At 50.6% G+C, this 23,092-nt stretch carries 13 protein-coding genes; 3 read left to right on the forward strand and 10 right to left on the reverse strand.

What is annotated here, in order from left to right:
• Positions 1–295 precede the first annotated feature (295 nt).
• A complete protein-coding gene (locus tag NNO03_RS10015; RefSeq protein ID WP_271449431.1) occupies positions 296–874 on the forward strand; it encodes a LuxR C-terminal-related transcriptional regulator in 579 nt (192 codons plus the stop codon).
• Between the two features lie 196 nt (positions 875–1,070).
• Positions 1,071–10,409: an autotransporter outer membrane beta-barrel domain-containing protein gene (locus NNO03_RS10020; RefSeq protein WP_271449432.1), complete on the forward strand. Its 9,339-nt coding sequence runs from the start codon at positions 1,071–1,073 to the stop codon at positions 10,407–10,409.
• Between the two features lie 144 nt (positions 10,410–10,553).
• On the opposite strand, the gene NNO03_RS10025 is transcribed toward NNO03_RS10020, so the two are convergent.
• The 6 genes from NNO03_RS10025 to rclA all read right to left on the reverse strand — a co-directional run bounded on the left by NNO03_RS10025 (position 10,554) and on the right by rclA (position 15,599).
• Positions 10,554–11,321: a bifunctional diguanylate cyclase/phosphodiesterase gene (locus NNO03_RS10025; RefSeq protein WP_271442689.1), complete on the reverse strand. Its 768-nt coding sequence runs from the start codon at positions 11,319–11,321 to the stop codon at positions 10,554–10,556.
• A 101-nt stretch (positions 11,322–11,422) separates the two neighbouring features.
• Entirely contained in the window at positions 11,423–12,004 is a 582-nt protein-coding gene (locus tag NNO03_RS10030; RefSeq protein WP_271449433.1) for a LuxR family transcriptional regulator, read from the reverse strand.
• Between the two features lie 21 nt (positions 12,005–12,025).
• Complete coding sequence (locus NNO03_RS10035; RefSeq protein ID WP_061067471.1) at positions 12,026–12,721, reverse strand: flagellar brake protein; 696 nt, start codon at positions 12,719–12,721, stop codon at positions 12,026–12,028.
• A 573-nt stretch (positions 12,722–13,294) separates the two neighbouring features.
• Positions 13,295–13,855 (reverse strand): reactive chlorine resistance membrane protein RclC, encoded by a 561-nt coding sequence (rclC, locus tag NNO03_RS10040; RefSeq protein ID WP_271449434.1) that lies wholly within the window; start codon positions 13,853–13,855, stop codon positions 13,295–13,297.
• Between the two features lie 10 nt (positions 13,856–13,865).
• On the reverse strand, positions 13,866–14,102 hold the full coding sequence (gene rclB / locus NNO03_RS10045) for a reactive chlorine resistance periplasmic protein RclB (protein ID WP_271442687.1): 237 nt from the start codon (positions 14,100–14,102) through the stop codon (positions 13,866–13,868).
• Between the two features lie 171 nt (positions 14,103–14,273).
• The gene (rclA, locus tag NNO03_RS10050; RefSeq protein WP_271449435.1) at positions 14,274–15,599 is read right to left on the reverse strand and encodes a reactive chlorine resistance oxidoreductase RclA; all 1,326 of its coding nucleotides are present in this window, start codon (positions 15,597–15,599) and stop codon (positions 14,274–14,276) included.
• A 236-nt stretch (positions 15,600–15,835) separates the two neighbouring features.
• Between rclA and rclR the strand changes: the two genes are divergently transcribed.
• The gene (gene rclR, locus NNO03_RS10055; protein ID WP_271449436.1) at positions 15,836–16,690 is read left to right on the forward strand and encodes a reactive chlorine-specific transcriptional regulator RclR; all 855 of its coding nucleotides are present in this window, start codon (positions 15,836–15,838) and stop codon (positions 16,688–16,690) included.
• 40 nt (positions 16,691–16,730) lie between these two features.
• Here rclR and NNO03_RS10060 read toward each other — a convergent pair whose 3' ends face one another.
• The 4 genes from NNO03_RS10060 to NNO03_RS10075 form a co-directional block, all read right to left on the reverse strand.
• Complete coding sequence (locus NNO03_RS10060; RefSeq protein ID WP_271449437.1) at positions 16,731–19,874, reverse strand: CusA/CzcA family heavy metal efflux RND transporter; 3,144 nt, start codon at positions 19,872–19,874, stop codon at positions 16,731–16,733.
• An 11-nt stretch (positions 19,875–19,885) separates the two neighbouring features.
• On the reverse strand, positions 19,886–21,178 hold the full coding sequence (locus NNO03_RS10065) for an efflux RND transporter periplasmic adaptor subunit (RefSeq protein ID WP_271449438.1): 1,293 nt from the start codon (positions 21,176–21,178) through the stop codon (positions 19,886–19,888).
• 77 nt (positions 21,179–21,255) lie between these two features.
• Positions 21,256–21,603 carry a cation efflux system protein CusF gene (gene cusF, locus NNO03_RS10070; RefSeq protein WP_137345380.1) on the reverse strand — a complete coding sequence of 116 codons (348 nt, stop codon included), beginning with the start codon at positions 21,601–21,603 and terminating at the stop codon, positions 21,256–21,258.
• 30 nt (positions 21,604–21,633) lie between these two features.
• On the reverse strand, positions 21,634–23,016 hold the full coding sequence (locus NNO03_RS10075; RefSeq protein ID WP_271449439.1) for an efflux transporter outer membrane subunit: 1,383 nt from the start codon (positions 23,014–23,016) through the stop codon (positions 21,634–21,636).
• Between the last annotated feature and the right edge of the window lie 76 nt (positions 23,017–23,092).

Raw genomic sequence — 23,092 nt, forward strand, 5'->3', positions numbered from 1 at the left:
AGTTAATGATTTAAATAAAGACAGAAAATATCTGTTGATATCCGAATAAATAAGGATGCGTTCAAAGCAAAGAGCGAAATATACCCGTCATATTTCAAGTTGCCTATGCGTTGGCTGCGTTAGTTCACCTCAGCCACATCGTATCTGTGTGCCTGGGAATTCACTCCCCGGACTTCCTGCAACTGGAATTATTTAGGGCATACGAGAATTAATTAACATTTCATGCATCGCGAGAAACTCTTTTTTAACTAAAAAAAGAGGCGACTGCTTGCACCAAAATTTCAAGGAGATCGTTATGTCTAAAGCTATTTTTTTGGGTGACTCAATTTACCCCTGGCTAGGCATGCGAGAAATCCTACGTGGCTCATCATTATATATTGATATCGCGTACCATTCCTCCCAGACGCTTTCTGCCGTCCAAACGCTATCTCATGAAACGGATTGCATCATTATTAATCCTGACAAATCAGATTTCTTAAAATATGCCAGGATTATCCGCAACATGGCTATACGACCATCCACAACGATCATCGTGTTAGCCGATGAAGCCACTTTTTCTATTTTTCAAACAGTGTGCGGAATGGCCCTGCAGTTCCTCGATCAGGACACCAGCCTTGATCAGCTATTGCAAACTATCACGCGTATCACCGATAACAAAAATACGCGTAATATCAAAGAGCTACAAACAAAAATAACGACCAACGAATTCAATGTGATGATGATGCTAGCCCGGGGGTGGTCACTGACACAAATCGCCGGCGTATCACAAAAAAGTGAAAAAACAATCGGGGCGTACAAAAGCAACATTGCCAGAAAGCTGGGTAAAAGTAATACCCGGCTCAAGTACACCATTTCTCACTATAGCCAGCCGTAACTGACTTATTTAAGGATAGTAATCACGGTTAATTATTAACAGATTTTCTTTCGGCTCATTTTTTAATTCCGCCTGGCCCGGAAGGGATCGCTATTTTCGAAAATAGACATACCGGGTAGCACATCCGCGTGCCAACCATAGCCAACAACTCAACGTATTAACACATACATAACAGGAATGTAGACGAGGGTTATATATGAATAAGGTTTACAGCATTATTTGGAACGCGGCACTCGGTATCTGGGTTGTCGTCTCTGAATTAACCAGAGGTAAGAAAAAAAGCAGTTCACGTAAAACTGTTGCGGTACTGGCAGCCAGCGCATTAAGTGGCGCTACGATGATGGCTTCAGCGGCGCAGATTACCGCGACGGGCGCGCGAAATATTTCTGACGACTTCCAGAACGGTATTTCTGCGGGCGTTTATCAGGCTCCCCACGACTACGGCTTCTTATATGAAAATAATACCGCCAGTCAGGAACTCAATATCAGCGGCGCAATCCCGACGATTAATCCCGGTCAAAGCGGCGTTGTAGAATCAACCACCATCAGTCAATTGCTGCAAGAAAAAAAAATCACGCTGCAGGCCACCAGCCCAGGCCAGGGTGCAAAAACAATCACCACACCTGAAGAGCTGGCGGAATACCTGACGTATAACCAATCGGCTGAGCCTTCTCAAAGCGAAAACTTCACGGTGGTTGACCCCGCATTCCCGGACGGTTCAGAAACCATTAAAGTCTTTGATACCAATGTGTTAAGTAGCTTTCTCACTAAATCGCAAATCGGCGATTTCGTCTTAAATACTTATGATGCAACCAAGTCTGAAATCTATAAGCAGTTTGGTATCGCACTGGCAACCCATGGCGCTACGGCCAACCTGAATATAGGTAATGACACGCTCCATGTACGCGACAAAGCCAATACCATCGAGTTACTGGCCAAAGACTCCTCCTTACTGGAAGCGCAAGGCACCAGCAGCCAGGTAAACTGGCAGTCTGACAACTATATAAAATTTAACGCAGCACCCGTGGTTCCCACACAAACGTTCACCGGCTCAAAGCAAACCTCTGTCTTTGGCGATGATGTGTCGCTGATGACTTATGGCTATGACGCAGATGGCAAGGTTATCGAAACCGGGGTGCGCACATTCACCATTACCAGTACGCAGGAGTTGGCCGATTTTAACGACTTCCTGTTGGGCAGAAGTGACGACGCCGCAGAAAATGCCAATGGCGATAAGGTCAGCCAAATCCAATTGTGGCTGGATGCTAAAGAGGTCACAACCGTCACAGCAGCACAAGCAAAGTATGCCGGGTATATCGATAGTTTAATTCATTCCAGTCAGCCGTCTGACGAACTCACCTGGGACTACAAAGTCTGGACCGATGGCGACTCACATACCAACAACGCCACTGCCGCGCGCGGTGAGTTGCATGCCATTTATGCCAACGGCGCTGGCACTACCGGCACTCTGAATAAAGGGGCGATAATCGCCGTTGACGGCAGTATTAATGGCGTCATGAAAGCCATTGACGGTGGGGTTATCAACAACCTCGGCGAGCTGAACGCGCTACGCAGTTCTGGTGGGCAAAGCCTGGCGATTGGCATGTTGGCGCTAAACGCCGAGGCAACCAACCGCGGGACTATCAACTCAGGTCTGTTCATTGATAAAGACGGTAATCAAAACGTCAACAGCTACGGCGCATTCGGTATGCAGGGACAAGGTACCAGTGTTGTCACCAACGAAGGCACCATCAATCAGGCGATCACCACCGATAACTTCGGCACCGCATCTGCCGCCGATCCCTGGAGCAAAGATGTCCCGGATGCTTCGCTGACGCTGGCCATTGGTATGCAGTTGTCCAACGAGGCAAAAGGTGTCAATAACGGCAATATTAACGTCGTCGACGGACGTAAAAACGGTGCATCTTACGGTGACGGCACCGCCTTTGGCGTGGAAGTTGCGGGAAATGCGACCTTTACCAACAGTGCCGATGCCGCTATTTACCTGGGGCGTGACGCAAGTAACCTGACCCAGGATGTCATCATGCCAGGTGGTGCCAGCCTGAGCGCCGGGATTATGACCAAAAGTACCCAAGAGGTTGTTAACAACGGTCTCATCACGTTGGGCACCGGTGTCCGTAACGCGGCAGGAATTTTGATCGGCAACGCAACCGGTAACGTACTGAATACGGGCAACATCGTCATCAATGGTAATGGGGATGCAGGGAACAGCAAGAACTACGGTATCTCCGTGCGTGACAGCGGCGCGGAAAATAATCAGCAAATCAGAAACGACGGCAAGATTAACGTCAACGGCACGAATAACGTGGGGATCCACGTCAGCGCCAACAAAAAGAACGCCGCAGTGACCACCAGCGATACAGGTTCCATTATCGTAGATGGTACGGGTGGCATCAACGATCGTAACTATGCGGTCTGGGCTGAAGGTGGCACCAACGGACAGGCGACAGTCAACGTCTATTCCAACATCATATTGGACAAGGTCGGGAATATCGGCGTGCACGTACGTGATAACGCCATTGCTAACGTCGACAACCTGAGCAGCCCGGTGTTCAACAACACCGATCAGATTGGCTATTATCTGTATGGGGAAGGCGCTACCGCCAATATTGGTCAGGCGGTGATGAATGACAACGGTAAAGAACGTACCACCATTTTCCGTATTGCCAATGGTGCATTGTTGTCCGGCGACCCCAACGATCCGCAGAGCCCGACCCAATCCAACCTTGATCTCACCTTAAGCGGCAAAAACTCTGTTGGCGTTCTCGCTACCGGCGCAGGCAGTAAAGTCGATACTGGTGAAGCCACATTTACCGTGCAGGGTAGCGATTCCGCAGCGCTGGTCATCGAAGGCGGCGCCAGCGGTAATATCAGCGACAAAACCACCATTAATTTAACCGGTGAACGTACCGTTGCCGGGGTGGTTGATGGCCAGGCGCATCAGCTCAATGGCCGTAATCAGGACAATGCCACCAGCACGACGCTTACCTCAAACGCGAAGATCACCTCTGAAGCCAGTGGCAATGAAGTGATTGCCTATATAGCGAGAAATCTGGGTAACCTGATCCTCGATAGCGAATCGAGTATCAATCTTGCCAGCGTCGATAGTATCGGCGTGGACGTTCAACAAGGCGGGAGTCTGACCAATAAATCCGCCTCCGCTCTGCATGTCAGCAACGGTATCGGCGTTCGCGCGTCGGGTGCCAGTGCGCAAATTAATCAACTGGGCCAGGTTAAGGTTGATGATGGCACCGCTGGCGTATTGCTGACGGAAGGGGCCAGCCTGCAGATTAACGGCATTAGTGGCGACAGCATTACCACCAACGGCACCGCCGATGGCATTCGTCTGGCAGATAAAGCCGGCGACCTGTCAGCGCAGCATGTGAAGATCCGTGCTGATGGCACGGGCGCAGGCATTCAAAACGATGCGAACAACACTAATATCACTCTGCAAAATGTGACCATCGATGCCAACGACGGCGCGGGGATCCGCACCAGCGTTGCCCTGAACATGAAAGATGGGCTTAACAACATCCTTAACGTCAATGGTAAAGGTACCGGCTTCGCTTTTGAGCAGCACGACGGGAGCGCGACGACGGGTAACCTGGCCATCGGCACAGGCTATACCATTGAGGTGCTGAATAGCGAAGGCAGCGGTATCCGCGCCAACACAAACGGTAAAGTCACTACCAGTGCCGATATCAATGTGCGAAACGCCGCCGGTGGCTCTGCCATCATCGCGAAAAACGTCAGCGCGTTGACCAACAGCGGAAAAATTGTCTCAGCCAGCACCACGGCTCCAGTGATTGACGCCAGCGGCGACAGTAATAAAACCATTACCAACACCGGTACCCTTCAGGCCCTGACCGACACAGCGGTGGCTATCGAATCGGGCAAGGGCAATGACACGATTGATATCAGTAAAGGCACGACCAGTGGCGTGATCAACACGGGTGAAGGCACTGATACCTTTAACTGGCGTAGTGGCTCTTTTGCGGGCGAAGTGAATTTCGCGGGAGCCAACGGCAACAATAAAGCCAATATTGGCGACGTTGAACTGAATGAGACCCGCCACATCACTACGAAAGCCGGTAGCGGCAACGCCCTCACCTTCACCGATACACATGGCATCAGTGCAAAAATTGGCAGCCTGAGCGGCGATAACCTGACCACCGGCACCAACATCGGCACGGGGTGGGATTCACTGACAATTAGCGGTCAAAAGGCGGATATGCGTATTGTCGACCGTCTGGAACTGGCCAGCCAAACCATTGCCGTTACCGGCGGTGCAACGCTGCGTACAGGCGATCACGGTGAATCCACCAGCACCGCGGCAACGATTGCTGATTACGATGTGACGACTCAAGGCCCAGACAGCCGGGTCATCTTTGATACCCAGGGTGATAACACCGCGGCGCAAATCTATAACGGTACTATCAGCGGCGACGGAAAGTTTGAACGTGCGGCAGGCGGCACCACGGTGTTTACCGCCAACAACAGCTACAAAGGCTCTACCACCATTGCGCAAACAGGTACGTTGCAGTTAGGTTCCGGCGGAAATACGGGCGAAGTCAGCGCCGTTTCTGACATCATCGATAACGGCATACTGGCAATTAATCGCGCCAACGACGTCTTGCTGAACGGCGTTATTTCCGGTATCGGTGCACTGCAGCAAATAGGTGGCGGCATTACCCGTCTGGCCGGCAACAACATCTATACCGGCGACACAACGGTCACCCACGGCACGCTGTTGGTGAATGGCGATCAAAGCGCGGCACGTGGCGCAACCACCGTCAGCGGCACATCCACACTGGGTGGTAATGGCATTATCGGCGGCAACGTGTCGATGAACGATGCCACAACGATTAGCGCTGGTGACGGTGGTGCGGGTACGTTATCCATTAACGGTAATCTGCAACTTGGCAGCAAAACGACGTCCGCCTTCGAGCTGGGCCAGGCCTATACACCGGGCGGTAAGCTGAATGACCTGATCAACGTCAAAGGCGATCTGCAACTGGACGGAACTCTGGATGTCACCACATCATCAGGCGGGAATTTCGGCCCTGGTGTGTACCGTATTTATAACTACGGCGGTACGCTGAATAACCAGACGCTGGAGTTAGGTGCTGTACCGGACAGTCAGGATAAGAGCAACATTTTTGTCCAGACCTCTATCGACAAACAGGTCAACCTGGTAAATGCCAATGGCGTGACCCTGCAATTCTGGGATGGCGCAACCACCAGTCAGAACCACGGCTTAACGGGCATCGAAGGCAACAGCAAGATTGACGGTGGCGATGGCAAATGGATGGCGATCGGTGCTCAGGGTGACAACAACTGGACGACAGCTACCGGCGAGGGCAACGCCCCGTGGGCGCAGAAGTCCTTTGCCGTATTCACCACTCAGGGTGGCACCGTTACCGTGGATAACGCTGCAGGTGACGTCAACTTCTCTGGTGCGCAGTTTGATGCCGATGGTTACGTCGTAAAAGGCGATGCACTTAACGCCTGGGCCACCACAGAAAATGCCACCCATGCGGGGCAGACACCGGGAACCGGTGAACTGTTGCTGCGCGTAGGCGCCGGTGGTGCGGGACAAAACTTTACGGCAACCATTGAGTCAATCCTTCGTGAAGCCAGCACCAACGACAAACTGACACTGGTGAAAACCGACCTCGGCCGTCTGATCCTAAGCGGGGATAACACATATCGCGGCGGCACGCGAATTGATGGCGGTACGTTGCAGATCTCCTCTGACAGCAACCTCGGCCAGAGCGGAACCGATTTGGCGATTAACAACGCCTCGACGCTGCAATTAGGCGCAGATTTAACCAGCAATCGCACCATTGAGCTGGGCGCCAATGCTAATGCGGCCGTATTCGATCTCAATTCGCACCACTTCACGCCGACCGGCGAGATTACCGGTGATGGCAAACTGAAAGTCACCAGTAGCTCAAGCGATGCGGGCAGTACTCTGACGCTCGACCGTGCCAACAGCTACAAAGGCGACACAGAAATTGCCGGTACCGGTAATAGCAACAATGTGACGGTCAATGCCAGCAAAACAGGGGTATTCGGCAGCAACGAGAGCAGCACCATCACGGTTAATAATGGGGCAACGCTTAACGTCAGCGGCGCAGACACCCGTCTGCAATCACTGACCATGAACATTGCCGACAGCCTGTTAACGCTGGCGGATACCGTCACCGCCGCCAGTGCCAAACTGAATCTGACAGGTAAAGCCAAAGCCGTACTCTCAAACAACGCAACAGCCGGTGACGCGACGGTCAGCGTGGCGAAAGACAGCACACTGGCGCTGGAAGACAATGCCAGCGGCGGGAATGCCATTGTGACCAACAGTGGGCTGATGACCATGGCCGATGAGGCGATGGCAGAAAATACCCGTGTGGCCAACCTTGCAGGCGGCCTGGTAGATGTCAGCGCAGTAAACAGCGAGACCGCCATCGGTTCGTTGTCCGGCGCAGGTAACGTCGAGCTGGGTAATAAGCAACTGTCGCTGGGGAATCTGCATCTTGCTGACACCATCAGCGGGATTATCAGCGGCAACGACGGCAGCCTGGTGAAAGTGGGTAACGGTACGTTGACCCTGACAGGCGACAACACCTACACCGGTATCACTGATGTCAATGAGGGGGTATTGCTGGTCAACGGCAATCAATCTGCTTCTACCGGTCAGGTCACAGTGAAATCGGGTGCCACACTCGGCGGTAACGGTATTATCGGCGGTGCGGTCGATGTGCAGGATAACGGCCACATTACTGCCGGTGCCGCCATCAATAGCGTGGGTAAACTGACTACCGGTTCTCTGACGCTCAGCGATAACGCCCAACTGGATTATCAGTTTGGACAGGCTTATACCCCGGGCGGTGCTTTCAACGACTTGATTGACGTGAATGGCGATCTGACGCTCGACGGTAAGCTCAACATTGAAACCTCACCGGGCGGTAGCTTTGACGTTGGCGTCTATCGCGTCATCAACTACACCGGCACATTGACTAACAATGTGATGGATATTGCTAACGCGCCGGAAGCGGCTGACAGCCTGTACGTGCAGACGTCGGTGAAAAATCAGGTCAACCTGGTCAACCATGCCGGGCTGACGCTGCGCTTCTGGGACGGTACCGGCGGTGAAAATGGCGAGCTGAAAAATAACGGCGTCATCAACGGCGGTGATGGTATCTGGCAGTCAAGCCAGGGGAACGACAACTGGACGACGGATGAGTCTACGCCAGAAGGCGCGCTGAACGCACCGTTTACCGATGCCGCATTTGCCGTCTTCCAGGGGGAAGCCGGTAATGTGACCGTCGATAACAGCAAAGGCGACGTGATCATCAGTGGCGCACAATTCGCCACCGACGGTTATCGTGTAGGCGGTGAAGCCATCACTACCGATACCGCCAATACCTTGATTCGCGTCGGCGATGGCACGGTCGATGGCGTCAACTACACCGCAACCATTGATAGCGTGATCCGCGGTACCGGTGGTCTGAATAAAGGCGACCTCGGTACCTTGATCCTGACAGGCAACAACACCTACAGCGGCGGTACGACTATCACCTCAGGGACGCTTCAGGTTGCAGGCGATACCAACCTCGGCGCAGCAGAGACCGGAATCACCTTTAATGGCGGTACGCTGAAATATGGTGAAGCGTTTGATACCGCACGTCAGGTTACGCTGGAATCTGGTGGTGGGACATTCGACACCAACGGACATGATGTATCCCTGCTGACGGAAGTCGAAGGTAACGGTCAACTGACCAAAACCGGTAAAGGTTCACTGACGCTGACGCTGGATAACACCTATACCGGCGGTACCACCATCGAACAAGGTGTATTGCAGCTCGGCACCGGCGGTACGATAGGTAGCATTGAAGGGGATATCGTTGATAACGGCGTGCTTAACGTTAATCGCGCCGATACGCTGGCGTTAAGCGGAAACATCAGTGGTGCAGGCCAACTGCATCAGACCGGTAGCGGTACGACGGAGCTGCAAGGCCAAAACAGCTACAGCGGTGCAACGCTCATCACCAGCGGGGTATTGCAAGCCGGTGATACCAACACCCTGAGCGCCGCCTCGCACCACTATGTTGTCGCGGGCACCACCCTGAATACCCAGGGTTATAACCAGACAGTCGCCGGGCTGAGCAACGGTGGCGATGTATCCCTTATCGGCCAGCAACCTGGCACAACCTTAACGGTTAAAGGGGATTACAGCGGCGAACAAGGCACTATCAACATGGCTGCCCGGCAGAATGCCGGCGGCACAGGTATTGCCGACCGCCTGATTATTGATGGCGGTAAAGCCAGCGGAAGCACGCTGCTGGATGTCGACGGTTCCGGGCTCGGCGCACCGACCGTGGGTGACGGTATCGAAGTGGTCACAGCGCTTAATGGCGCAACGACGACGGCGCAAACGTCGCGGGATGCCTTCCATCTTGCCGCTGAGCGTATGGCTGCGGGTGCCTTTGAGTATCAGCTCCACGCCGGGAATGCTCAGGGTCAGGGCGAAAACTGGTATCTGCGGAGTGAATATCGTCCGGAAACCATGCTGTACTCCGGTCTCGCCAGCGTCGTTCGCCAGGGTGACATCAGTCTGTTGGGCAACATGCACCAACGTATGGGTGATGAGGTTAAACCGGGTATTGATGAAGACAATCGCGCCTGGGCGAGAATGATTGGTTATTCCGGTAAAACCAAACTGGATGATGCAGCCGGTACGCAAACCAGCTCCCATACCATGGGTATTCAGGTCGGCGTCGATATGTACGCCAATGAAAGCTGGAAAGCCGGTATGTACACCAGCATTCTGGATATCGACAGCAATGTGAAAGGCAGTAAAACGGGCAGCAACGGCAAAGGCGGCAACATCGACGACAACGCATTTTACGTTGGCGGTTATGCCACCTGGTTCTCTGGTGACGGTATGTATGTCGATAACGTGCTGCAGTACGGGAACCATAAATCCCGCCTGTCGGCATCGGGTAACAACGGCTCTTACACCGTCAAAGGCAATACGCTGACGGCCTCAACTGAAGTGGGTAAAGCATTCCGTTTAGGTGCCAGCGCCTGGAGCCTGGAACCGCAGGCCCAGTTGATCTATCAGTACAGCGACTTTGATAACAGCACGCTGGATGGTGTAACCCAAACGAGAGTGAATATGGATACCGCCGATTCATTTACCGCGCGTCTGGGCGTGCGTCTGGTCGCGGACTACGACACCAACCACGGCAAGTTCCAGCCGTACGGCCGGGTAAACGTCTGGCAGGGTCTGGGTTCCAAAGATAAAACGCACTTCAGCAATGCGGTCGCCACTACCACACTGGAATCTTCACAGCAGTACTCCAGCACCGAGGTTGCAGCGGGTCTGTCGTGGTCTATCGATCGTAATCTGCAGGTCTACGGCGAACTGGGGACACAGTTCAGCAACGGCAGCAATAAATCGCAGGTTGAAGCCCCGGTCAATGCGTCTATTGGCTTTAAGAAATCGTTTTAAGCAGGCATAACCTCGCAAGCCCCCTGTTCACAGGGGGCTTTTTTTTGCCGTTCAGGGCCGCCTGATGCGCTACGCTTATCAGGCTGACAGACTTACCAGCAACGCGGAACAATCAAGGGATTGGGAAACGTAAATAAGGAGGGATTAACGGTTATATTGCGCTAACAGTGAAGGGATCTCTTCTGCCAACACCGGGGGAGAAATGAAGAAGCCTTGAATTTTGTCGCAGCCAATCTGCGTCAGGCGATCAAGTTGAGACTGGGTTTCGACCCCTTCGGCCAGGACTTCAATGCCAAAATTGTGCGCTAAAGAAATGATGCCCTCAATAATCCTTGTCGATTTAGTGTCGGGCTCTATTTCGGTGACAAACTCTTTATCAATTTTTAAGGTATCAAAAGGATATTTCAGCAGATAATTAAGATTAGCGTGCCCGGTACCAAAATCATCGAGCGCTAATTTGACCCCTATTGCCTTCAGTTCCGTCATATTTTTCGCCGCTATTTGACTGTCACACAGCGGCGATGTTTCCGTTACTTCAATCTGGCATCGATGAACCGGAAGGCCGGAAGCGGCCAAGTTTTGTCTTATTCGTTGAGGTAAAAGAGGATCGCAGAATTCAAGCGCAGAAATATTTACTGATAATACAAGAGGTTCAGGCCAAGCACTCGCAACATTCCACGGTGGGCTGGCAACCATATCTTCAATTGAAAATATATTGCCACTGTCTTCCAGTAACGTAATAAACACATCAGGAGAAATCATACCCATCTGAGGACTGTTCCACCGCATTAATGCTTCAAACCCGCTAATACACTCGGTATGTAAATTAAAAATAGGCTGATAAACCATATAAAGCTGACTGGTATTCAATGCCTTTTCAAGCGCGGTGAGCACCTCATCGGAATTAAACATTCCCCTCTCCCTTTACAAATCATATACATTAAAAACCAGTCAAAATCACTCCCGAGTTGTACCTGCTGTTAAGTGCGCTACATCAGAAAAGAATAGCCAGGTTAGGGTAAAAAAGACATGCTATGGGTAAATCTGACAATCAGTTTATTCAGATCAGAGGTATTGGTCAGTCCCAGCTTGGCGACAACTCTCATTTTATGCGCCTGAATAGTTTTATAGTTCAGACTAACCAGCTCAGAAATTTCCTTGGCAGAATAACCACTTACCAATAGACTGAGGATTTGTTGTTCTCTTTCCGTCAATCTTTTCTGCGAGCGATACAGCCGGGGATTCCATTTCCCGACCGATAACGTTGCCAACTGAGAAAAATCACGTAATGAGGATTTCTCAGTCAATACTATCGTTTTTTCAACGTATAATAATTCAACACATAATTTCGCCACCAAACTATCAGCGACGATGACGACGACGCTATTATAAAACTTGAACCGGTTTTTATTCAAAAACTGCACAATGGCGGAACACGGCTGTTCATTGTTAATGATATTAAAAACCATTGTCTGATGCTGGCATAATGACGACTGCTGCAACATATCCTCAAACTGGAATGTTTTTATCGGCACATGTTTGCTTGTCAGGTAGGCAAACATACCGTTGCCCACAAAATTATCACTGCCACACATCAACATCCTGTTCACCGCTCCTTATAAGCTTCTAATTTTATTACTCATTAAAAATTTAATAATGGTTTTCTCAACTTCAGCCTCTTCACGACGGTTCTTAAAATCGAACTCGCAAGAAACCTGATGACAGGAATACAACTGATTATCCTCATCAAATTCGTTGATCGCGACGACATCAATGACTTTTAAATCAAGCTGAAAACTGCCGAACGTATCAAAATCCAGAGCAGCATTTTTAATCACTGCATCCTTGTAAAGAAAACGGGCATTAACATCTTTAGCGATTAACGCACAGCCACCCTGAGAGATGTTTTTAATCTTAAGTGAGTAGTTCTCTCCGTTTTTGTAACGACCAAAACAGAAAAAATCGAACCCCTTCAGAAAAGAAAACCGCTGATTCTGTCGCTGTTGGGCAAAGAAAATCATATCCGGGATGAGGTAGGATAATCCTGCCTCAGCACCTGTTGATGGGGTTGCTTCAAATCTGGCGCTAAATTTTATAATCCCGCTGTCACTGTGCAGGATAAAGTATTGGATCTTTTCAGGAATGATGTCTTCATGACCGGTGACCACAAAGCGTTCGAAATCGATCCTTTCTAACTGCGTGATGACACTGGTGTTTTCACATAAAACTTCCAGCTTCGTCTTCTTATGCAGCTCTTCACGAAGGATAGCGATGATCTCAAACTTGTTGTCCTTTGCTAATCCAAAGTTCATTCTAAAACCCTTATTTCCATATTTAAGATATGTCTCGGCCCCGGTCTGATGACAGACAAAAACGCGAGATCAGCATCCACCCCTGGCGCCTAATTACCATAGTGGATTCCATGTCGAACAGTTGATTAAAACTTAAGTTTTTAACTATCTTTTGCCATTTATTGATACGTAAAAACATTTAATCAGAATTAATTTTAGCTTAAGCCATGCCTAAAACCATGCAAACCTACGCAATAGCTATAACAAAAGCGAATAACAAGACTTATAAAAATGCGATTTTGAGATAATAAATAGCAATAATCGCATAGAAATAAAATAGAAAAAATGCTGTAAAACTAAGGGGTTGACAACACAGAGCGTGGACGGGGGGGGCTGAACCTATAGGCACGATATCCAGCGGGGATTGATACCAATACCATAACCTCTCATTTCACAGGGAAGAATGCATTATTCAGGTATATTAATCGTAATTTAACTTAAGTGATAAAAAAGGCCAGCATCATGCTGGCCCCGGTAAATACCGAATTAAATTAGAGTGGCAAACTCTCTTACAGAGGGTACAGCGTTAAAAATTCAATACCGTTGTTTAACGATTGCTCGGGCAGAATCAGCAATTATCATCACTGCCCCAGCCAACATTAACGTGTCTTTTAGCACCAGACGTCCCGCCCCCGATAAATACGGAAAACCGTGGTGTAAATCACCCAATGGCATAACCCATGCTTCCGGTGTGGTAATTAAAAACGACAAGGTGACAACCGGCGTTGCAAATGCCAGCACTCCCCCCATCAATCCTAACCAACGGCTGATCGGATTAGCAAGTACCAGCAGCGCGATAATAATTTCAACTACACCGAGCCCATTAGAGAAGCGATACGTATTATTCGCAGTTTGCCATTCTCGCTCTTGCGGTTTTAACTCACCTTCGTGCGTCAAATGCTGTTGGTATTCATTCGGATGCTCATAAAAGAATGACATCAGCGGGCTGTTTGCCACAAACGGTGTAATACTGTCAGCTTCATAAGGTATAAATTTCAATAAACCAATCCAGATAAAGACAATCGCAATACTCAGGCGAATCAAGGTTAATCCAATTCGATCCCCCAGCCCCAGTAAACGAAGATATTTTTCCATGACGGCTATCCTACTTGTACAAAATGGCAGTGGCATAAGTACTGCTATCAATTCTCATCGAGGTAATTTTCCATGAGGATGCCTGCTTTTCTTGCGCCAGTTTAGCAATGGCCGCTTCGACAACAGAAGGTGCCGCTGAAACAGCGGATACAGTAACGTGGGCCAGTTCGGTTGGTGTCTGGGCCTGTACGGAAAAAGTCACTGGTGCCGCCAATAACGTTGTCATCAGTAGCGTCGTTTTAACCATGTTCATTTCTATTTCCATTCATTCGTAATTTCAGTACCGATATAATAAAACACAGCCACTAATTTCATTTATTCCAGAACGCCAGAATAGCTGTTCGATAGTATTGCTTTATAAAAACATGATAAAAAAAAGCCCCACACAAGTGGGGCAAAGATGCAGACGCTATATTTATTATTGAATGAGAGAAAAAAGATCGTTTAATGACTCACTCATACTTGGATGGGTAAATATTTGGTCGCGCAATACGGTATAAGGTAACCCGGCATCCATCACCGTTTTAATGATATTAATCATCTCATGCGAATCCACACACAGCAGTGAGACACCTAATATCCGCTGCGTATCCGTGTCCACCACCGCTTTAAGTACACCACGCGTATCATCCATGACTCGCGCCCGTGGAATCGCAGCGACGGGAAGCGTCACCACCTGTACCGCCGCACCGCTGGCACGAGCCTGCTCTGCAGTCATCCCCACGCGGGAAAGCGGCGGTGTCATAAACACGGAATATGGCACATTTTGCCGATCGCCGGTATTTCGCAGCCCTTCACCTAACAGACCATCACGCACAATACGGAAGTCGTCCAGTGAGATATAGGTAAATTGCAGCCCCCCTGTTACATCTCCCATCGCCCAGATGTTATCCGCCGATGTCCGCAAATACTTATTCACAATAATGCCGCCACGATCGTTCACATCGACACCGGCTTTTTTCAGTTGCAGCTGTTCGGTCGCCGGCTTGCGGCCTGATGCGACCAGCAGTGCGTCAACAACCTGTTCCCCTTCCGGCATCTGTAGCTGCACCGCGCCATCATGAGACGAAACAGACTGCACCTTAGCATTGAGGATCAGCTCTACGCCTTTATCGCGTAAAATATCAGCGATCGCATCGGCGATATCCCGGTCCTCACGGGGTAAAAACAGCGGTGCAGCCTCAAAAATAGTGACCTGACTGCCGAAGTTGGCAAACATCGACGCAAACTCAACGCCGATATAGCCCCCTCCCAGGATACCCAGGCGCTGTGGGCGTTGGGTCAAATTCAGCACCCCGGTGCTGTCAAAGACGCCTGGCGTACTGGATAATCCCTCAATATCCGGAATCGTCGACTGTGCACCGGTATTAATAAAAATCTTCTCACCGCTCAGCTCAATCGTTCCTGTCGACTGCATTACCCGCACGGTATGGTTGTCGACAAATTCAGCACGCCCTTCAATCACATCCACATTTTCCAGATCGGCCAGATTATGGAAGTTTTTATCGCGCAGAAAACTGACCACGGAAGTTTTACGTTGCATCGCAGTCGCAAAGTCATGCTGAAGCTCAGCATCGTGCACCAGGGTTTTGGTTGGAATACAGCCGATATTAATGCATGTTCCGCCATACATGGTGTTGGACTGTTCAATAATCGCTACCCGCCAGCCCGTCTTTGCCAGCGTAGCCGCCAGCGTCTTACCTGCTTTGCCAAATCCAATAATGATCGCCTGATACTGTTTCATACTGCCTCTCCGCAAAGTCATTGTTCATTTGTTACTCTGGATTATAGGCAGTGCCCTATCAGGTCAGCATATCCATAACGCGCCACTTTTTGTTCAATCGTCTACAGCCATATAATAAAAACTTAAAAACCCCCAGATAAAATATAAAGTAACAATTTGATGGTATTACTTTAATGTAAAAAGATGACGATAATTACGGTTCTATCAACGACAATGAAAATTGTTCAGGAGTCTTTATGGATGCACTTAGCCGCTTGCTAATGCTTAACGATCCGCAGGGTTCTATTGATCAAAACTGCCTATTGAGCAGAGACTGGCAACTCCCTCATGCAGCAGGTGAGTTATCCGTGATCCGCTGGCATACGGTAACCCAGGGTAGCGCTTTACTGGAGATGCCTGACGGCAACACTTATACACTGCGTCCAGGTACGGTAGTCATCTTGCCGCAAAACTCCGCACATCGGTTGTGCCAGTCAGGTGAAGAGCAAACGCATATTGTCTGCGGAAGTCTGCAACTACAGACATCCTCCCGCTATTTCTTAACCGCGCTGCCGGAAGTTTTGCTGCTGGCACCTGGCGAAAATAGCCCCGCTTACCACTGGCTTAAGGCGATGATTGGGCTGATGCAGCAGGAATCATTGAGCATGCTGCCCGGTTCCAACGTTGTGTGCAGCCAGCAATGCGCCACGCTTTTCACGTTTGCCGTTCGCGAATGGTTATCTCAGGCTCCCCCCGCCAAAAATGTGCTGAATCTGCTATTACATCCCCGACTGGGAGCCGTGGTGTTCCAGATGCTGGAATCACCCGCACATCCCTGGAGTGTTGAAGAACTGGCGCAGCGCGCGCATATGTCCCGGGCCAGTTTTGCCCAACTGTTTCGCGAGGTTTCAAACTCCACGCCGCTCGCCGTACTCACCACATTGCGTCTGCAATTCGCCGCCCAGATGCTGTCGCGCGGCGCCCAACCGTTGGTCGTGATTGCCGAATCGGTGGGATATGCCAGCGAGTCATCTTTTCACAAAGTTTTTCTGCGTGAATTCGGTTGCACGCCTGGCGAGTACCGTAAACGGGTGAAAGCGCTGGAATCATAGCGCTCACCTTCAAAGGAATGAAAGCGAGCGCTAGCAGGGGCTATTTCTGGGTGCGATGCCTGTGTAGCCACATCAGCTTATACGCTGCCGGAATGATGAACAGTGACAGCAACGGTGCCGTGATCATGCCGCCAATCATCGGTGCAGCGATACGGCTCATGACTTCAGACCCGGCTCCCGTTCCCCATAAAATCGGCAGCAGACCCGCAATGATGACCGCCACAGTCATTGCTTTAGGACGCACACGCAGTACCGCTCCGTGGTACAACGCCTCATCCAGTTTATCCACGGTAAAGGTTTGCGGATTTTCCAGCGCAGGCTCTGCTTCAATGGCGTGGCGCAGGTACATCAGCATCACCACACCAAATTCGGCAGCCACGCCTGCCAGTGCGATGAATCCAGTTCCGGTCGCGACCGACATATGGAATCCCATCCAATAGAGAAACCAAATTCCGCCTACCAGCGCAAAGGGCACACTGGTAATAATCAACAGGGCTTCACCAAAACGACGGAATGCCAGATACAGCAGCACGAAGATAATCATCAGCGTCATCGGCACCATCAGTTTAAGCTTGTGGCTGGCGCGCTCAAGCAGCTCAAACTGCCCGGAGAATGCCACGCTGGTCCCCGGTTTTAGCTGGACGTTTTCCGCAATCGCTTTTTTCAGATCGTTCACCACCGACACCATGTCGCGATCGCGGGCATCAATGTAGATCCAACTGGTTGGCCGCGCGTTCTCAGTTTTCAACATCGATGGCCCCGAAACCACCTGCACATCCGCCACATCCGCTAGCGTGATTTGCTGTTTCATTGGCGTCAATATCGGCAGATTGCGTAGCGTTTCCGGGCTATCGCGATAGCTTTGTGGATAACGCAGATTAATCGGATAGCGAGCGATACCTTCAACCGTTTCACTTACCATGGCACCGCCTACCGCTGAGGTGATAAACAGTTGCACATCACCGACGGTCATCCCATAACGGGCGGCCTTTTCACGATGAATATCTACGCTAAGATAACGCCCGCCGACCAGACGTTCAGCCAATGCGGACGCCACACCAGGCACCGTTCTTGCGACTTCTTCGATTTGCTCTGCCGTGGCGTCAATATCCGACAAAACGGTACCCGAAACTTTAATGCCGATAGGGCTTTTAATCCCCGTAGAGAGCATATCGATACGGTTACGAATTGGCGGTACCCACAGATTCGCCAGCCCCGGTAAACGAACGGTTTTGTCCAGTTCCTCAATGATTTTGTCCATCGTCATCCCTGGACGCCACTGATCCTGCGGCTTCAGTTGGATGGTGGTTTCCACCATTTCTAACGGTGCGGAATCGGTCGCCGTTTCAGCTTTACCGGTTTTACCAAACACGCGCGCCACTTCAGGAACCGTCATGATGAGCTTATCGGTTTTTTGCAGCATATCTGCCGCCTGTGCTGCGGAAATTCCCGGTAAGGTTGAAGGCATATACAACAGATCGCCTTCGTTAATCTGCGGTAAAAATTCGCCCCCAACCTTATTCAGCGGGAAGATAACGGTCAGGATCGACAGCACCGCCACCAGCAGGGTCATTTTTGGCCAATGCAGCACCTTCAACAATAACGGATGGTAAATACGAATCAGGAAACGGTTAAGCGGGTTGCTGCTTTCCGCTGGGATCTTGCCACGGATCCAAAACCCCATCAGGATCGGGATCACCACAATGGCCAGAAACGCAGCGCCTGCCATGGCGTAGGTTTTGGTAAATGCCAGCGGACCAAATAACCGTCCTTCCTGCCCTTCAAGCGTGAAGATGGGGATAAACGACAGTGTGATAATCAGTAAGCTAATGAACAGCGCCGGGCCGACTTCCACCGAGGCATTGGTGATGACTTTCCAGCGCGTGTCGTTATCCAGCTTTTCACCCGGATGCTGATGCCCCCACTCTTCCAGCCGCTTATGCGCGTTCTCAATCATAACGATTGCGGCATCAACCATCGCCCCGACCGCGATGGCTATCCCCCCAAGCGACATAATGTTGGCGTTCAGTCCCTGGAAATGCATCACGATAAACGCGATACACAGTCCCAGTGGCAGAGAAATTATGGCCACCAGCGCTGAGCGGATATGCCACAGGAAAAGCGCGCATACCAGCGCCACAACGATAAACTCTTCCAGTAGCTTGTAGCTCAGGTTATCAATCGCGCGATCGATCAGTTGACTGCGATCGTATGTTGTAACTACTTCAACACCTTCCGGCAGACTGCTCTTCAGCGTTTCAAGTTTAGCCTTAACCGCAGAGATCACCTCGCGCGCATTTTTACCTGAGCGCAGGATGACTACGCCGCCTGCCACTTCGCCTTCGCCATTCAGCTCGGCGATCCCACGGCGCATTTCCGGCCCAATTTGTACGCGGGCAACATCACGCAGATAGACCGGAACGCCATCAGCGCCGGTTTTCAGTACGATATTATTGAAGTCATCAAGGGACTGCAGATACCCACTGGCGCGGACCATGTATTCCGCTTCGGCCATTTCGACAGATGAACCACCGGCTTCCTGGTTTGAGGCATCCAGCGCCGATTTCACCTCACCCAAGCTGATGCCATATTGCGTCAGCTTCATCGGATCGATGACAACCTGGTACTCTTTAACCACACCGCCCACCGAGGCAACTTCCGCCACGTTAGGGATAGTTTTCAATTCATATTTTAAGAACCAGTCCTGCAGCGAACGTAATTCAGCAAGATCATGTTTACCGCTGCGATCCACCAGCGCATATTCAAATATCCAGCCGACCCCTGTCGCATCCGGTCCCATTTCAGCACTGACGCCTGCGGGTAATTTCCCCTGCACCTGGTTGAGGTATTCCAGGACACGGGAGCGTGCCCAGTAAGGATCGGTACCGTCTTCAAAAATGACATACACGTAAGAGTCGCCAAACTGCGAGAAACCCCGCACCGTTTTCGCTCCCGGCACCGATAGCATGGTGGTGGTCAGCGGATAGGTCACCTGATTTTCAACAATTTGCGGCGCTTGCCCCGGATAACTGGTTTTGATGATCACCTGCACATCAGAGAGATCGGGCAGCGCATCAACCGGCGTATTCACGATGGTCCAGGTGCCCCAGATGCTGAGAAACAGCGCCCCCATCATCACCAGGAAACGGTTTGCCACCGAGCGGCGAATAATCCATTCAATCATTTATCATGTCCTCAGTGTGAATGGCTCGCCTGGGCTGGCATCGCGGGTACAGCGTGTGTCCCGTTTGTCTGGGCACGCATACGATCCAGAGCGCCAGAAATATTCGCTTCGGAATCGATCAGAAACAGACCGCTGGACACCACGTTTTCACCTTCGCTCAGACCAGAGCGGATGGCCGTTAACCCCTGAGACTCATGGAATACGGCAACCTGCTTAGGTACAAATCGTCCTTCATTATCGACGGTGATAACCCGCTGCTCGGTACCGGTATCAATCAGCGCCTTAGACGGGATCAGCAGCATCGGTTCGCTTTGCGTTTTTAGTTGCAGATAGGCATTCATTCCCGGCTTCAGGGCCTCATCCGGGTTATCAACCTGCAGGCGAACCTGGAGCGTGCGCGTCGTGGCATCCACACTCGGCAAAATACTCCATTTGCTAATGGTGAAGGGTTTACCCGGCCAGGCAGGCACGGTAATGGTGAATTGTGAGGCGTCTTTAATCAGCCAGGCGATAGATTCCGGGACTGAAGCACTGACCCATACCGGATCCATTCCCTGAATTTTCGCGACCACATTATCTTTTAAGATGTTCATACCAGTACGTAAATCAAACGCGGTAATCACCCCATCAATAGGGGCCTTCAGGGTAAAGCGGGTCTGAATTTTACGCGTCGCTTTCAAGCGTTGAATGTCCGCCTCTGGCATTCCCGCCAGGCGTAATCTCTCCAGAATGCCTTCAACCTGCGTCGCACTGCCGCCCGTTTCCCGCAGCAATAAATATTCACTTTGTGCTTCTACCCAGTCAGGGATTGTCAGATCGATAAGCGGCGAGCCCTGCTTAATTTTGTCGCCCACGGTCAACGGATAGACCTTCTCAATAAAACCTGCCGACCGCGCCTGAACAATGACAAATTGATATTCGTTATAACTGACGTTCGCCGGGAAAGTTTGTGCATATTGCAATGGCCCACGACGCACGGGTTCGGTTTTTAGCCCCAGATTCTGGGTCTGTGTCGGGTCAATACGCACACCCGGTGCGGATGTACTCGCTGTCTCTTCATCGGCATATTTCGGGATCAGATCCATATCCATAAACGGTGATTTACCCGGTTTATCAAACCGCGTGTTGGGATACATGGGGTCGTACCAGAATAAAACTTTACGCTCTTCTTTTTTTTGAGCAGCGCCGGTATCGGCCGATACTTTTGCGGATGAATAATAGGTATACACACCGACAGAAATAATTCCGCCGACAATCATGCTGCCGAGAATAAGCGCGGTATTTTTAATATTTAAAGACGCCATAGTGATTTCCATTGCGCGATAGTCTCGCCCGTGTTCAGGAAAACCCGGGCAAGAATAAAAGAGACCAGCGAGATCCGTTATTTACTGATGTGAATATCGCGTAAGACAGAGAGATTTCCCTGCTGAACAAACGTAAAGGCAACTTTATCACCTGGCTGAATATCGTCGGCCTTGGTATCAGATACCAGCGTGAAACGCATCGTCATTGCCGGCCAGTTCACTGCGGGAATAGGTTCATGTTTAATCGTGACTTTTTTGCTATCCATATCAATAGATTCAATCACGCCTGTCGCACTAATCACTTGCTCCTGCTGGGCCGCAGGCGCCATATTCATCATCTCGCCATGCTGATGTTCATTGGCCTGAGCGTTAAACATGACGACAGATAACACAGTAAACAAAGCGGCTTTAGCGGTAGTTTTCATAATATACTCCTGAGAATTTAAGATTAAAGATCATTCAACCCAGCCACCGCCTAAGGCAGCAAACAGCTTAATTTCATTAACCTGTTGGGCATAGTTAAGGTCGAGTAGCGATTGCTGTGTAGTGAATAAAGAACGCTCGGCGTCCAGTACTTCGATATAACTAACAGCACCATTTTGATAGAGTGCACGAGCACGTTGCAGCGTGATTTGTAATGAGTCCAGATAACGCTGTTGACCGGTAATTTGATCGGCAAGGCTTTGACGCAGCACCAGCGCATCCGCAACTTCTTTAAATGCGTTCTGAATTTTCTGCTCATAATTCACCACCGATTGCTGCTGGCGGATTTCTGCTAAATCGAGATTTGACTGATTACGTCCAGCGTTAAAGATCGGAATGTCTATTTTCGGGACAAAATTCCACATGCCGCTGGCCGCATTAAAGAGGCTGGAGAGATCGCCACTGCTGCTGGATACAGAGCTGGTCAGCGTAATCGATGGGAAAAATGCCGCTCGTGCAGCGCCAATATTGGCGTTCGCCGCCAGCAATCCATGTTCGGCTTCCATAATATCCGGGCGCTGCAATAATATTTGCGATGGGAGTGCGGGGGGCAGTGTCACGGGTTTTATATCACCGCGACTGTGCACACGGTCGTCCGGTAATTTCCCGTACGTCCCCAGCAATAGTTGCAGTGCGTTGTTCGCCTGCGCCAGTTCGCCCTGGCGTTTGGCAATATCGCTGCGTGTGCTTTCAATCACGCCGCGAGCCTGTTCCAGTGCCAGCACGTTCGTACTGCCGGTCATCAACTGCTTCTCGACGAACGCATAAGAGCGCTGGTAGTTTTGCAACGTTTCTTCGGCAATTTGCAGTTGCGCATAAGCCAGACGCTGGTTGAAATAACTTTGCGCCACGTTAGAAATTAATGAGATATGCACCATTCGACGCGCCTCTTCACTGGCGAAAAAATTCTGCCGATCGGCTTCACTCATATTTTTCAGTCGTCCAAAGAAATCCAGATCGAAACTGAGATTCAGTCCTGCTTCAAATTCCCGGTTGGTGCTGCTATCGCCTTTTAATTTCCCACTATAAGTACCGCTGGAACCGGCGTTAAGCTGCGGGTAACGATCGGCATCCGTCACACCATATTGCGCTTTCGCTTCCTGAACCTTCAGTACCGCCATGCGTAAATCACGGTTATTGACCAGCGCCTCTCCAATCAACGCCTTCACCTGGGAGTCAACAAAAAAGGTACGCCAGCCTGTATCCTGATATCCCATAGGAGCCGAAACCAGCGTGTTCTGACTTAAGGAGAATTGCTGCGGAACCGGCAATGCAGGACGCTGATAGTCCGGTGCCAACGAGCAGCCGGCCAGAACAAAAATAGCGCTGAGGGTAAGAAGCTTAAATTTGTACATAGTTCTTCTCGTCCAGACCGGACTGATAACCATAAAAGATGTGTGAATTTATACCTGAATGACTCTGTTTAACCGG

Origin of the sequence: Citrobacter sp. Igbk 16 (assembly GCF_028069755.1) — a bacterium.
GTDB lineage: Bacteria > Pseudomonadota > Gammaproteobacteria > Enterobacterales > Enterobacteriaceae > Citrobacter.